At 34.4% G+C, this 12,456-nt stretch carries 16 protein-coding genes and 2 pseudogenes; 13 read left to right on the top strand and 5 right to left on the bottom strand.

Features of this window, described 5'->3' with window-relative positions:
- Nucleotides 1-29: 29 nt before the first annotated feature.
- The 4 genes from isdE to srtB are packed head-to-tail and all read left to right on the top strand — an operon-like array spanning nucleotide 30 to nucleotide 3,490.
- Nucleotides 30-911, top strand: coding sequence for a heme ABC transporter substrate-binding protein IsdE (gene isdE / locus ABH955_RS22875; RefSeq protein WP_340953400.1), 882 nt, complete (start codon nucleotides 30-32; stop codon nucleotides 909-911).
- A gap of 27 nt (nucleotides 912-938) precedes the next feature.
- Entirely contained in the window at nucleotides 939-1,922 is a 984-nt protein-coding gene (locus ABH955_RS22870; RefSeq protein WP_404491706.1) for a FecCD family ABC transporter permease, read from the top strand.
- Nucleotides 1,912-2,682, top strand: a complete 771-nt coding sequence (locus ABH955_RS22865; RefSeq protein ID WP_016120867.1) for an ABC transporter ATP-binding protein — start codon at nucleotides 1,912-1,914, stop codon at nucleotides 2,680-2,682. Before ABH955_RS22870 ends, ABH955_RS22865 begins: the two co-directional genes overlap by 11 nt.
- Nucleotides 2,683-2,725: 43 nt before the next feature.
- Complete coding sequence (gene srtB / locus ABH955_RS22860) at nucleotides 2,726-3,490, top strand: class B sortase (protein WP_404491705.1); 765 nt, start codon at nucleotides 2,726-2,728, stop codon at nucleotides 3,488-3,490.
- Between the two features lie 72 nt (nucleotides 3,491-3,562).
- Here the strand turns inward: srtB and isdG are convergent, their stop codons facing one another.
- The gene (gene isdG, locus ABH955_RS22855) at nucleotides 3,563-3,886 is read right to left on the bottom strand and encodes a heme oxygenase (protein ID WP_002112144.1); all 324 of its coding nucleotides are present in this window, start codon (nucleotides 3,884-3,886) and stop codon (nucleotides 3,563-3,565) included.
- Nucleotides 3,887-4,133: 247 nt separating this feature from the next.
- Here isdG and ABH955_RS22850 point away from each other — a divergent pair, with 247 nt between their 5' ends.
- Complete coding sequence (locus ABH955_RS22850) at nucleotides 4,134-5,333, top strand: class I SAM-dependent rRNA methyltransferase (protein ID WP_002184870.1); 1,200 nt, start codon at nucleotides 4,134-4,136, stop codon at nucleotides 5,331-5,333.
- A 40-nt stretch (nucleotides 5,334-5,373) separates the two neighbouring features.
- Here the strand turns inward: ABH955_RS22850 and ABH955_RS22845 are convergent, their stop codons facing one another.
- Both ABH955_RS22845 and ABH955_RS22840 read right to left on the bottom strand, forming a co-directional pair.
- Complete coding sequence (locus tag ABH955_RS22845) at nucleotides 5,374-5,568, bottom strand: YwbE family protein (protein ID WP_001014315.1); 195 nt, start codon at nucleotides 5,566-5,568, stop codon at nucleotides 5,374-5,376.
- On the bottom strand, nucleotides 5,569-5,742 hold the full coding sequence (locus ABH955_RS22840) for a hypothetical protein (RefSeq protein WP_002015431.1): 174 nt from the start codon (nucleotides 5,740-5,742) through the stop codon (nucleotides 5,569-5,571). It abuts the gene before it with no gap.
- Between the two features lie 171 nt (nucleotides 5,743-5,913).
- Between ABH955_RS22840 and ABH955_RS22835 the strand changes: the two genes are divergently transcribed.
- The 6 genes from ABH955_RS22835 (at nucleotide 5,914) to ABH955_RS22810 (ending at nucleotide 10,317) form a co-directional block, all read left to right on the top strand.
- Nucleotides 5,914-6,606, top strand: a complete 693-nt coding sequence (locus ABH955_RS22835; RefSeq protein WP_404491704.1) for a response regulator transcription factor — start codon at nucleotides 5,914-5,916, stop codon at nucleotides 6,604-6,606.
- Nucleotide 6,607: 1 nt separating this feature from the next.
- Nucleotides 6,608-7,543, top strand: a complete 936-nt coding sequence (locus ABH955_RS22830) for a HAMP domain-containing histidine kinase (RefSeq protein ID WP_002184875.1) — start codon at nucleotides 6,608-6,610, stop codon at nucleotides 7,541-7,543.
- A 125-nt stretch (nucleotides 7,544-7,668) separates the two neighbouring features.
- Nucleotides 7,669-8,592, top strand: a complete 924-nt coding sequence (locus tag ABH955_RS22825; RefSeq protein WP_404491702.1) for an ABC transporter ATP-binding protein — start codon at nucleotides 7,669-7,671, stop codon at nucleotides 8,590-8,592.
- Nucleotides 8,593-8,619: 27 nt separating this feature from the next.
- The gene (locus ABH955_RS22820; protein WP_404454378.1) at nucleotides 8,620-8,778 is read left to right on the top strand and encodes a hypothetical protein; all 159 of its coding nucleotides are present in this window, start codon (nucleotides 8,620-8,622) and stop codon (nucleotides 8,776-8,778) included.
- A 34-nt stretch (nucleotides 8,779-8,812) separates the two neighbouring features.
- Complete coding sequence (locus ABH955_RS22815; protein WP_002192431.1) at nucleotides 8,813-9,517, top strand: ABC transporter permease; 705 nt, start codon at nucleotides 8,813-8,815, stop codon at nucleotides 9,515-9,517.
- Between the two features lie 104 nt (nucleotides 9,518-9,621).
- Entirely contained in the window at nucleotides 9,622-10,317 is a 696-nt protein-coding gene (locus ABH955_RS22810) for an ABC transporter permease (RefSeq protein WP_002192432.1), read from the top strand.
- Nucleotides 10,318-10,380: 63 nt separating this feature from the next.
- Here the strand turns inward: ABH955_RS22810 and ABH955_RS22805 are convergent, their stop codons facing one another.
- Both ABH955_RS22805 and ABH955_RS22800 read right to left on the bottom strand, forming a co-directional pair.
- Nucleotides 10,381-10,713, bottom strand: coding sequence for a YfjL-like protein (locus ABH955_RS22805; RefSeq protein ID WP_404491701.1), 333 nt, complete (start codon nucleotides 10,711-10,713; stop codon nucleotides 10,381-10,383).
- A gap of 134 nt (nucleotides 10,714-10,847) precedes the next feature.
- Nucleotides 10,848-11,351: a DinB family protein gene (locus ABH955_RS22800; protein ID WP_404454190.1), complete on the bottom strand. Its 504-nt coding sequence runs from the start codon at nucleotides 11,349-11,351 to the stop codon at nucleotides 10,848-10,850.
- Between the two features lie 236 nt (nucleotides 11,352-11,587).
- Between ABH955_RS22800 and ABH955_RS22795 the strand changes: the two are divergent.
- Nucleotides 11,588-11,893, top strand: a pseudogene (locus tag ABH955_RS22795) (sigma factor); the annotation flags it as partial.
- A gap of 320 nt (nucleotides 11,894-12,213) precedes the next feature.
- Nucleotides 12,214-12,456 (top strand): annotated as a pseudogene (locus tag ABH955_RS22790) (BclA C-terminal domain-containing protein); the annotation flags it as partial.

Raw genomic sequence — 12,456 nt, 5'->3', positions numbered from 1 at the left:
GTTTCATATTGTACCGAAAGGAGTGGTGATTGAGAGTGAAGAAAATCACGAGTGTATTCATGGCTATCATTCTTTTATTTAGTATAGCTGGGTGCTCATCACCCAAAAAAGAAACGGCAAAAAAGGTAAAGAGCAGTAGTGAGGAACGTGTTATTGCAACGACAGTCGCCGTGACTGAAATTATGGATGCATTAGAAGTAGATTTAGTTGGTGTTCCAACTAGTTATAAAACATTACCGAAGCGTTATAAAGGTTTACCGGATGTTGGAAATCCGATGAGTCCTGATATGGAAAAAGTAAAATCAATGAAACCATCAGAAGTATTATCTGTTACGACGCTTGAATATGAGTTGAAGCCAGTTTTTAATGAAGCGGGCATTAAGGCAAATTTTTTAAATTTAACGAGTTTAAAAAACATGAAAAACTCAATTACAGAGTTGGGTGAAAAGTATGGGCGTGAGAAGCAGGCTGAAGCAGTTGTAACAAAGTTTGATAACAAGGTTACAGACATTCAAAAACAAGTAAAAGGGAAGAAAGAACCGACAGTCCTTATTTTACTTGGAGTACCTGGAAGTTATTTGGTAGCGACAGAACACTCATATATTGGGGATTTAGTAAAACAACTAGGTGGTAAAAATATCGTACAAGGTGAAAAAGTAGAGTATTTAGCTTCTAATACAGAGTACTTAAAAAAAGCTGACCCAGATATTATTTTACGTGCAGCACACGGTATGCCAGATGAAGTTGTGAAAATGTTCGATAAGGAATTTAAAACGAACGACATTTGGAAGCATTTTGCCGCAGTTAAAAATAATAGAGTGTACGATTTAGAAGAGCGTTTGTTTGGAACAACAGGGAATTTAGCAGCTATTGAAGCTCTAGATGAATTAAAGAAAATGATGTATCCATGATACATGTATATATAAAGGAAGATTGAGATGAATAAAAAATTTTGGAGTTTCTTCATCGTCACGGTATTACTAGTTATTATGACTACTGTATCCGCTGTGAAAGGTAGTTTAGAAATAGGTGTCATTGATCTTTTACAAGGTGTATTTACAGGGACAAATGAAGATGTTGAAGTCATTAAAGATTTACGTTTCCCGCGTATTATTATTGCACTTTTCACTGGAGCAGCGCTTGCTGTTTCTGGTGTGCTTTTCCAAGCGGTTATGAAAAATCCACTTGCGGATGCTGGGGTTATCGGGATATCTTCAGGGGCCAGTTTTATGACACTTGTTATCATTACACTATTTCCTCAGTTCTTTTTCTGGACACCACTATTCGCGTTTTTAGGCGGTGCGTTTGCTTGTTATCTCGTTTATGCGTTTTCTTGGAAATCAGGTTTAAGTCCGCTGCGTATCATTTTGATCGGTATAGCGATAAATGCGATGTTTACTGGTTTAAATGAATCTTTCGTTACGATTTGCGGATATTTCATTAAAAGTATTAAGCAGACGACAACATCTAATATAACGATGAAGACATGGAGCGATGTGGAAGTACTTGTTACATATGGATCAATCGGCCTTATACTTGCACTGTTTGTAGGGGCAGGGTGTAATTTATTATCTTTACAAGATAAAACGGCTAAAAACCTTGGACTTCATGTAACAAGGGTACGCCTTATTATTTCTGCTATCGCTGTCTTGTTAGCGGCTGTATCAACTGCGATTGCGGGCGTTATCGCTTTCGTTGGATTACTTATCCCGCATATTTCAAGGCAATTGGTTGGATCGGATCATAAAGTACTTATTCCGTTTTCAGCCCTTGCAGGTGCGTTATTAATTTTAACGGCAGACACAATCGGTAGGCTTATCGTACCGCCAAATGAAATTCCAGCAGCAACGATTATGGCAGTTATCGGTGGTCCGTTCTTAATATTCTTGCTTAGAAAGAGTGATCAAGTTCATGGAAATTAAAAATGTAACCTTTTCTTATGATAATGTAACGGATCGTTTAAAGTCTGTTAGTAGTGAAATAGAGGTTGGAAAAATTACAACAATTATTGGCCCAAATGGTTGTGGGAAATCAACATTACTAGGTGTTATGTCGCGAAATCATGATCCCCGTAGTGGAGAAGTAATGCTAGATGGTAAAGCTATTAGCCAGTATAAGCCGAAAGAGTTTGCTAGAAAGCTAGCGGTCGTTCATCAGCAAAATGAGGCGCCAGCAGATATTACAGTTGAAAAATTGACGAGTTTTGGGCGTATGCCATATAAAAATATTTTTTCTACACAAACGGATGAGGATAGCGAAGCAATCGAAAGAGCATTGACGTGTACGAGACTACAAGATAAGCGTGATAAGCCAATACACGCATTATCTGGTGGAGAAAGGCAACGTGTTTGGATTGCGATGACTTTAGCGCAAAATACGCCCATGCTGTTTTTAGACGAACCAACGACGTATTTAGATATTTACTATCAGCTTGAAATATTAGAGTTAGTGAAAGAGTTAAATGAAGTACATGGTTTAACGATTGTTATGGTATTACATGACATTAATCAAGCAATCCGTTATAGCGATCATATTATCGTGATGAAGGATGGAGAAATAGTTATGAAAGGTACGCCACATGATGTTGTAACAGAAGATATGATTAAGAGCATATATGGCGTAGAGGTCGTTGTGAAACACGATGAAGATACAGGATTGTATATGGTACCAATGGGGATTTGACAGGCGGCTAAATCCCTTTGGCAATTCGTTTTGAGGTGATATTTTGAGCAGCAAGAAAGAAAAGAAAAAGAATTCCTTTTTTCAAAGAATACTTACAGTTGTTTTTTTAGGCATCTTTTTCTACTCTGTGTATGAATTAGGCGGGATGTTCATAGATTACTATGAAAATCGCAAAGTAATGGCTGAAGCACAAGATATTTATCAAAGGAGTCCGATGGAAGAAAAATCATCAGATGGAGCAGTACGTGCACAGTTCCAAGCCTTACAAAAAATTAATCCAGAAATAGTTGGTTGGATTACGATGGATGATACGCAAATTAATTATCCGATTGTTCAAGCGAAAGATAATGATTACTATTTGTATCGTAATTATAAAGGCGAGGATATGAGAGCAGGAAGTATCTTCATGGATCATCGTAACGATGTGAAATCTCAAAATCGAAATACGATTCTATACGGACATCGTATGAAAGACGGTTCTATGTTTGGGAGTCTAAAAAAAATGTTAGAAGAAGATTTCTTTATGTCTCATCGCAAATTGTATTACGATACTTTGTTTGAAGGATACGATGTAGAAGTATTTTCAGTATATACAACGACAACTGATTTCTATTATATTGAAACGGATTTTGGAAGCGATGAGGACTATGTATCTTTTCTAGAAAAAATTAAGGGAAGGTCACTCTATAAAACAGATACAAAAGTGACAGGGGATGATCAAATTGTAACACTTTCAACGTGTGATTATGCACTGGATTCAGAGGCTGGTAGACTAGTCGTGCATGCGAAATTGGTGAAAAGAAATTGAAAAAAGAAAAGGTATAGAAGTAGAGAAGATGTATCACTTCTCATACTTCTATACCAATTATTAAAACCGAAGTTATTGAGCCGCAGCTATTGGCATACGAACAATTTTAACGTCATAGAATGAGATTTTATTATCGATAATAAAGTCTGGTAATCCACCGCGATGTGAATGCGCATCTTTAAAGGCAGTGCTCTTCGTCCAACCTTGGAAATCTTCTTTTGCATTCCAACGAGTGCTGATCGTCACTTCGTCATAATCAACTGTATTTTCAGTTAGAAGAACTTCTAATCCTAAGAAACCGGGCATCGTTTCAACTTTACCTACTTTATTAAAGCGCTCAATTAATTTATGTGCGTCACCCTTCGTAATTTTAGATGTATTTGTAACAATAATCATTTCTTTATTCCTCCTATAAATCTATCATTATGTTCATCGTTTCATATGTATTAAATGATAATGAAAATCATTATCGTTGTCAATGATAATGATAAAATATATAAGTTTTTTTTCGATTAAGCGAGAGGATGAGCTAGTTGTACTAGCAAAGCAATAATATGGTATAGTGAAACGAGGCTTTTTTCAGTCTCGTTTTTTAAATGCTTCCTACTAATAGAAAGCATTCAAATGGAAAGGAAGACATTACATGCGATCTGAAGTAACTATAAAAATAAAACCGAAGTTTATAAAAGAAATTAAAGGTGGATATCCACTTATTTTAAAAGATGCAATTCAAAATTTAAATGATGTACGTGAAGAAGGGACAATCATCAACGTAGTGGATGAGAAGAACCAATTCATCGGAAAAGGCTATTATGGAAAACAAAATAAAGGATATGGATGGATTTTAACGAGAAAAGAGAAGGAGGAAGTGAATCAATCTTTCTTTGAAAGTAAAATCAAATCTGCTTTACATAAACGAAAAGATTTTTATAAATCAAATGATACAACAGCATTTCGTGCCCTGAATGGTGAAGGTGATGGCCTTGGCGGTTTAATCATCGATTATTATGACGGCTATTACGTAGTAAGCTGGTATAGTGAAGGGATTTATACTTTCCGAGATGAAATTATAGCAGCTCTTCAAAAAGTAGCAAACTTCAAAGGGATTTATGAGAAAAAGCGTTTTGATACGAAAGGAAAGTACATTGAAGGTGATGATTTCGTAACAGGAGAGCGCGGTGAGTTCCCACTTATCGTAAAAGAAAACGGTGTAAACTTTGCTGTATATTTAAATGACGGGGCGATGGTTGGTGTGTTTTTAGATCAGCGTAACGTTCGAAAACAAATTCGTGATAAGTATGCACAAGGAAGAACGGTTTTAAATATGTTCTCTTATACTGGGGCTTTCTCTGTATTTGCAGCGCTTGGCGGGGCAAGTAAAACAACAAGTGTTGACCTTGCCAATCGTAGTTTAAGTAAAACGATTGAGCAGTTCAGTGTAAATGAAATTGATTACGAAGCACAAGATATTATCGTAGAAGATGTATTTCTTTACTTTAAATATGCAGCTAAGAAAAAGATGAAGTTTGATATGGTTGTGCTAGATCCTCCAAGCTTTGCACGTTCGAAAAAATATACATTTAGTGCAGCGAAAGATTATAAAAATTTATTAAAAGAAACAATTGCCATTACAGAAAATAATGGTATTATCGTCGCTTCAACAAATTGCAGTGCATTCGATATGAAAAAGTTTAAAGGCTTTATCGATACTGCATTTAAAGAAATGAACGGTAAGTATAAAATATTAGAAGAACATTCTTTACCGGAAGATTTCCGTACAATTGATCAATTTAAAGAAGGAGACTATTTAAAAGTAGTTTTCATCGAGAAAATTAAAGGTTAATAAAGAAAAAAGGAGCTCAAGTTTAAATGAGCTCCTTTTCTTATTGAATGATATTTTGGACTCTGCCAACTTGCCCGTCCTGCAATCGTACTTTAATGCCGTGCGGATGAGAGGGTGAGTTAGTTAAAATATCTTTTACAATTCCTCTTGTTAGCTTGCCTGTACGTTGATCTTGTTTTAATACAATATCAACTTCAAGGCCTGATGAAATGTTAGATCGTTTTTGCCCGTTCATTTATACACCTGTACGTCTACGTTGGTTGTTTGTTTTCTTCGTTTGTTGGTTTTGTAATTTTTTCGTTTCTTGACTTTGACTTCCATTATTTGAGCCGTTTCCATTTCCTTGCTTTTTCTTTGCAAGTTGTTCGCGCATTAAATCAGCTAAGCTTACTTTTTTGTTTTCTGACATGATAAGTCTCCTTTATATAAAGTTAATTATGAACAATCGTAGTGAATTTCATCATATCATTGTTAGGGAAGGAAGGGAAGTTGGTTTGAAAATTCATATAATTCTTTCCAGTATTCATTCGTTACGATACAATTAAAATGTTAATGTTTGTAAAAAAAAGGGGATAGAAATATGTCACATCATATTTTATTAGTTGAAGATAATATCTCAATTCAGGAGATGGTTGAAACATATTTAATAAAAGAAGGCTTTCAAGTTACAATCGCATCTGACGGAGAAGAAGGAGTTACCGCATTTTTTAAAGGTTCATTTGATTTGATCATTCTCGATATTATGATGCCAAAGTTAGATGGCTTAGAGGTTGTGCGAATCATTCGAGAAAAAAGTGCCGTCCCAATTTTAATGATGTCGGCAAAAGATACAGATGTTGATAAAGCTGTTGGATTAGGAATTGGAGCAGATGATTACATTTGTAAGCCATTTTCTATGATTGAATTGGCTGCACGTGTAAAAGCGGGGATTCGGAGGTCTACGAAATATTCGGCTACAGAAACAACAGAAAAGAGGATTCAGATTGGTGATTTAACAATCGATCCAATTAATTTTACGGTTGAAAAAAATGGGAAGCATCTCAAACTTACGTTAAAAGAATTTGAGATTTTAAAACTGTTCTTAAAGAATCAAAATCGTGTATTTACAAAAGCACAAATATATACGTTAGTTTGGAATGAAGAGTATTACGGTGACGATAACGTTATTAATGTTCATATGAGAAGATTACGTGAGAAAATTGAAAGTGATCCATCTAATCCAGAATATATTAAAACATTATGGGGCATCGGCTATAAGTTGGAAGTGATGTAGTATGGTTGTATTTTTAACAGTGGTGATTATTATATTGCTTATCGTTATTTACGTGCAATATAAAATTAGAAAAAATAGTAGTAGGAATTTACGCTACACGTATGAGAAGTTAAATCGAATTGTAAAAGAACAAACTGGTGAGAAGCTATTAATTATGACAGATGATCTAGAATTGCAAAAGTTATTAGTGGCGATTAATCATTTATTAGATGCAAAACAGAAAACGAATGCAGATCATGCGAAAGTGGAAATTTCGATGAGAAAAATGCTTTCAAATATTTCACATGATTTGAAAACACCACTAACAGTTATTCTTGGATATACCGAAATGTTAAATAAGGATAAAACGATAAATGAGGAAGAGCAGCAAATATTACTCGAAAAGGTGCATGTAAAAACACTAGAAGTGATGGAACTGATTCATAAGTTTTTTGATTTAGCAAAATTAGAATCCGGTGACAAAGCAATCGAGATGACAAAAGTAAATATGAATGAAGTTTGCCGCGAGAAGATTTTATCTTTTTATGATTTAGTGACGACGAAAGGATTTCAAGTTCATATTGATATACCAGAAAGAAATATATTTGCACTTGGAAATGTAGAAGTATTAGGTAGAGTATTGAATAATTTAATATCCAATGCAATTACATATGGAGACGATGGAAAGACACTTGGTGTGACGTTAAGAGATGATGAAACGAGTGTGTATATAGATGTATGGGATACAGGAAAAGGAATTGATGAATCTCATATTGATAAAGTGTTTGAGCGTATGTACACACTTGAAGATTCCAGAAATAGATTGTACCAAGGGAGCGGTTTAGGGTTAACGATTACGAAAAGACTTGTGGAAGCGATGGATGGAAAAATACATCTTTCTAGTAAGCCGTATGAAAAAACAATTTTTACTGTTGTATTAAAAAAGATGCTGTTTTAGCTTGTAGAGAAGTAGATTCTACAAGCTTTTTTTCAGCGTAAGGAATTTGTAAGGAACGGGTAAGAAAAAAGAGAATTCCGTTGTCTATTATAGAAGTATAAGGTAGTGCGAAAGGAGATAGTGACATGACATATATATTAAAAACGAATCAGTTAACGAAAGTGTTTAAAGGGAAAGAAGTAATTTCTAGCGTTAACATGCATGTGAAAAAAGGTGAGATATATGGTTTCTTAGGACCGAATGGTGCAGGTAAAACAACGATTATGAAAATGATCACAAACTTAATAAAACCGACGAGCGGTGATATTGAAATTTTTGGTGAGAAGCTAACGGATACATCTTATGAATTGTTAAAGCGCATGGGGACAATTATCGAATATCCAATTTTTTATGATAAATTAACGGCGAAGGAAAACCTAGAATTACATTGTGAATATATGGGGTATTACGATAAAAACGCAATTGATCATGCTTTACATTTAGTGAAGCTGCACGGTATAGATGATAAAAAAGTAAAAGATTTTTCATTAGGGATGAAGCAAAGACTTGGTATTGCAAGGGCGATTATGACGAAGCCAGAATTACTCATTTTAGATGAGCCAATTAACGGATTAGATCCAATTGGTATTAAAGAATTAAGAGATTTATTTAAAATGCTTTGCAAAGAATATGGTATTACGTTATTAGTCTCTAGTCATATTTTAGGCGAGATGGAACTAATGGCAGATACAATCGGTATGATTCAAAATGGAAAGCTAATAAAAGAAGTTTCAATGAAGAGTATTAACGGAAAACAAACAGAGTACATTGAAATTACTGTTCCTGATGTGAAGCGTGCAGCTTATATTTTAGAAGATAAACTCGGTATAAAAAATTACAAAATAATGAGTGGAAATATGATTCGTGTGTATGATACGGCAGCGTCTCAGCAAGCTATTTCAAAAGCACTTATTATGAACGATTTAGAAATTGAAAGTATTAATAAGAAACATAGTTCCTTAGAAGAATATTTCTTAAACGTAATGGATGGAGAGGGCATTCATGCTTAATGTAACTTCAGCGAGGGGGATATGATCATGAATGCATTAATACTAAATCTTATAGCTGGATTTATCGTAATACTCATAAGTGGAATCTTATATTATAAAAAGCCAGAACGAAACTGGATTTTAATTTTACTAGTGATAGGAATGTTAAGCGTAGTTACTGCTGGAATTAGAATGTTAGTAGCGTAAGGACAGCTATATAAGGAATGGAGGCGTGGTTTATATGCTTAAATTAATGAAGCTTGAATGGAAGAAGCATCAATTATCTAGTTACTTTAAAAGTGTAGCAATTTGTATTATAGCAATTTTCGCCGTAGTAAACCTCATGATGTTGGGAGGGAAAGGCGAGGTAGATTTGCTACTCTCTGACTTCACACAACAAATGGCTTTAATAAACATTTTTATTAGGATAACATTCATTACTTTTAGTTCAGTCCTTTTATCACGTTTAGTAATTGATGAGTATAAGAACAAAACGATGCAACTATCGTTTATGTACCCGCTACAAAGGAAAATGCTAATGAGGGCGAAATTAACAATTGTTTTTTGTTTTTGTTTTGTGAGCACGATTATTGCTACTTTCATTATTAGTTTGCTCGTATATTTTGTGAGTCCAATGATCGGACTGATTGAAACGCCTGCTACGATAGGCGAATTAATAGCTAGCGTTCCAACTACTATTATAAGTGCATTTATGATATCTGGTATAAGTTTAATTCCTTTATTTTTTGGGATGAGAAAAAAATCGACACCGACAACAATTACTTCTGCAGTAATAATTGGGATGCTAATTAATGGTAACGTTGGTTCTGGAAACGGTCAAGTAAGTATGTTTAATTTTATCGCTATTCCAATAGTGCTCTGTTTATTAGGGATTTTTATTAGTTATCTTTCATATCGTAAAATCGACAAAATTGATGTGGCGTGAAGTAAGCTTAAAACAACAACGAACTGGGGTATGAATAGTGAAAAAAATAATAGTAATTGCAATTTTAAGTTAATTTTAGTAACTTACATGAAAGGAGGACTATCATGCTACGTCTTATGAAGCTAGAATTGAGGAAGTTTAAGCTTGGATCGTATGTGAAGAGAGCGGTTATTGCGAATATCGTTATACTGGCACTACTAATCTTCGTTAGTATCGTTGCTCAAATAGAAGGGGATCCAAAAATAAGGGATCCGCAGATAATTTTGTCGATGGCTAGTGCGTTAGTAAGAGCAACATTTATTATTTTTGGTGGCGTACTAATAGCCAAGTTAATAATTGATGAATATAAAAGTAAAACAATACTACTCATGTTTTCTTATCCAATTAACCGAAAGAAAATGATGGCTAGTAAGTTGGCTATTACAGCGACATTAACATTTATAACAGTTATTTTATCGAACATTTTAGTAGTAGGAATTTTCTTTGGGATAGATAGTTATTTTTCAATTCTTCCTAATTCATTCACAGTAGATCAATTGATTCAAGAAGGGATAAAGCTTATTCCTTTAGCCATTGCCACGGCAGGAATAAGCTTAATTCCTCTATATTTCGGGATGCGTAAACGTTCTGTGCCAGCTACAATCGTTTCTTCTATTATCGTTGTATTAATCGCAATTAATAACCCGTCCATATTTCCTATAGCGACGTTTCTTCCTCTTCAATTCACATTTGCAGCGATTGGAGTTGCGATTGCATATTACGGAATTAAAAATATAGAGAAGGAAGATATAACAGTATGACAAGAATACGTAAAAAAGAGTTGGCGTTATACCAACTCTTTTTTGTATATGTATGCTTCGTTACTACTCTGTAAATTTATAGTGTTTGCTTAAATACTCTTGCACTCCTGGAGAAATGTTAAAGTTATTAGGACCTTTATATTCGATAGTAAACTCTCCATCTTCAATTGTTTCAAAGGCGATTGCATAGCTATTCATTTTAGCATCGTAAGAAGTATTTTTGACTTCTGCATCTAGATTAAAGTATTTTGTAATATATTCTTTTGATTCCGTAACTGCTGTTTGTTTTCCCCAAGGGGTACCATAACTTGTGAAATAAAGAGATATACCGATAACTCCAATGATAGAAGTTAGTAAGAGAGTTCTTATTGTTATTTTTTTGTTTTTTGTATTCAATTTAGTTCCCTCCAATTAATATGAATTTATCTTAACGTATTTTCTCATAAAATACCATTTAGTAGAAAATAGTTTCACATGAAACAAGTTACAGAAAAAGACAAGGTGTTTATGCACCTTGTCTTTTTCTGTCGTTACATTTGGGGAGCTTCCATTCCATTAGCAGCCCATTCTTCTTTTGCAGGACCATAAACGCCAGGGACTGTTAAGCCAGCTTGACGCATTAAAACAGTCATCTGTCCGCGGTGGTGATTTTGATGATTGATGAGTGTCATTAAAAATATAGAATTCGGCATAGGACGACCAAAGAAGTTATTAATAGTAGCTAAGTCTTTATCAGTCCACTCACTTTGAAGTGCTTCAATAAAAGCCGTATTCACTTTGCGATACCCATCTGCAATTGTTTTTGCTGAAGTTGGTACAGGATAATCTTTCGTTTCTCCTTCAAACTGAAGCCCTGTTCCAGATAGCATAACAGGAATTGCAGTCACGATATGCCAAGCAACTCTGCCTAACGTCCAGTGCCCAGGTGCAATTTCTTGTGATAAAGATTCATCAGTTAATGCATCGAGCATCTTCTGAGTAGACTCAGCTTCGTATGTCCATGATTGTAGAAAACCTTCAATGGTTTGGTACATTATTGTTATCCCCCCTACTTATGTTCATAGATTAAATTCGAGATACTTAATTCATTCCCTTTTTATAGAAAAAATTCAATATATATTGATACGATATAAAAATAATTAGAAAATATTTGTAAAAGTGTCAGAAAATCGATCTTTTCATTCGTATATGTAATGAATAAAGAATAGAGTAAAGAGTGGTGATAAGGGTGAAGGATATAGAAATAGTAGAAGGTCTTCGAAAACAAGAAATGTTAGCGTTACATACAGTCATTGATCAATATGGAGATTTAATTTATAAGGTGGTTCATAGTGTTTTAGATACGGCACATAGTAAGGTGCTAGTGGATGAATGTGTTGACGATATTTTATTAATCGTTTGGTACAACATTAATAGTTATGATAAAAATCGTGGGAAGTTTAGAAATTGGCTTATATCTGTTGCGAAATTTAAAGCCATTGATTATAAACGAAAAAGTAATAAGGTCTATCAATTACAAGAGTTTCAGCAAAAAATATATGTAGAAGGAAAAAATGTTAATTTAACAAAATATGAGGGTATTTTAAATGTTAATATTTTTTGGGAATTTTGACGAAATAATAACGATTTATACGGATTTTAATATATTGTATTAAAATATATACGTGTATCAAGGTTGAAGGAGCTGAAATTCCTTTAATGAGGAAGGCGAAAGTACAAGCGAAAGGAGAGCGTATTGCATGTAATATTTATTAGAATGTAAGGAAAAAAACTTTGTTTATAAAAGGTTTGTTCCAGAGCGGGTAGTTGATAAGGAAAATAAAAACTGATTTTTATTAGAAAGATATTTTTAATTAGTGGGCTTACTTAAAAGATCGAACACGAAGGAGGGTCAACATGTCTTTATGGAGTAATAATGCAAATGGATATTGTGGATGTAATAATCAAAATGGTTTACATGTTGATTCGTGCTGTTTTAGTTGCGATGGGACAGTTCCTAAGCTCGGTCCAACAGGTCCAACAGGTCCAACAGGTCCAACGGGAGCAACGGGAGCAACGGGAGCAACGGGAGCAACGGGAGCAACGGGAGCAACGGGAGCAACGGGAGCAACGGGAGCAACGGGAGCAACGGGAGCAACG

The sequence above is a fragment of the Bacillus sp. RC240 genome, from assembly GCF_044907945.1.
Lineage (GTDB): Bacteria > Bacillota > Bacilli > Bacillales > Bacillaceae_G > Bacillus_A > Bacillus_A mycoides.
Note: the sequence above shows the minus strand (reverse complement) of the source record. Positions and strands in the feature narration are given on the sequence as shown.

Excerpts from the sequence above, each read along its gene's own strand:
- ABH955_RS22870 (WP_404491706.1), top strand. The coding sequence starts at position 939 with ATGAATAAAAAATTTTGGAGTTTCTTCATCGTCACGGTATTACTAGTT.
- ABH955_RS22825 (WP_404491702.1), top strand. The coding sequence starts at position 7,669 with ATGACATATATATTAAAAACGAATCAGTTAACGAAAGTGTTTAAAGGG.
- ABH955_RS22865 (WP_016120867.1), top strand. The coding sequence starts at position 1,912 with ATGGAAATTAAAAATGTAACCTTTTCTTATGATAATGTAACGGATCGT.
- ABH955_RS22815 (WP_002192431.1), top strand. The coding sequence starts at position 8,813 with ATGCTTAAATTAATGAAGCTTGAATGGAAGAAGCATCAATTATCTAGT.
- ABH955_RS22830 (WP_002184875.1), top strand. The coding sequence starts at position 6,608 with ATGGTTGTATTTTTAACAGTGGTGATTATTATATTGCTTATCGTTATT.
- ABH955_RS22820 (WP_404454378.1), top strand. The coding sequence starts at position 8,620 with ATGAATGCATTAATACTAAATCTTATAGCTGGATTTATCGTAATACTC.
- ABH955_RS22840 (WP_002015431.1), bottom strand. The coding sequence starts at position 5,742 with ATGTCAGAAAACAAAAAAGTAAGCTTAGCTGATTTAATGCGCGAACAA.
- ABH955_RS22800 (WP_404454190.1), bottom strand. The coding sequence starts at position 11,351 with ATGTACCAAACCATTGAAGGTTTTCTACAATCATGGACATACGAAGCT.
- ABH955_RS22850 (WP_002184870.1), top strand. The coding sequence starts at position 4,134 with ATGCGATCTGAAGTAACTATAAAAATAAAACCGAAGTTTATAAAAGAA.
- isdG (WP_002112144.1), bottom strand. The coding sequence starts at position 3,886 with ATGATTATTGTTACAAATACATCTAAAATTACGAAGGGTGACGCACAT.
- ABH955_RS22845 (WP_001014315.1), bottom strand. The coding sequence starts at position 5,568 with ATGAACGGGCAAAAACGATCTAACATTTCATCAGGCCTTGAAGTTGAT.
- ABH955_RS22835 (WP_404491704.1), top strand. The coding sequence starts at position 5,914 with ATGTCACATCATATTTTATTAGTTGAAGATAATATCTCAATTCAGGAG.
- ABH955_RS22810 (WP_002192432.1), top strand. The coding sequence starts at position 9,622 with ATGCTACGTCTTATGAAGCTAGAATTGAGGAAGTTTAAGCTTGGATCG.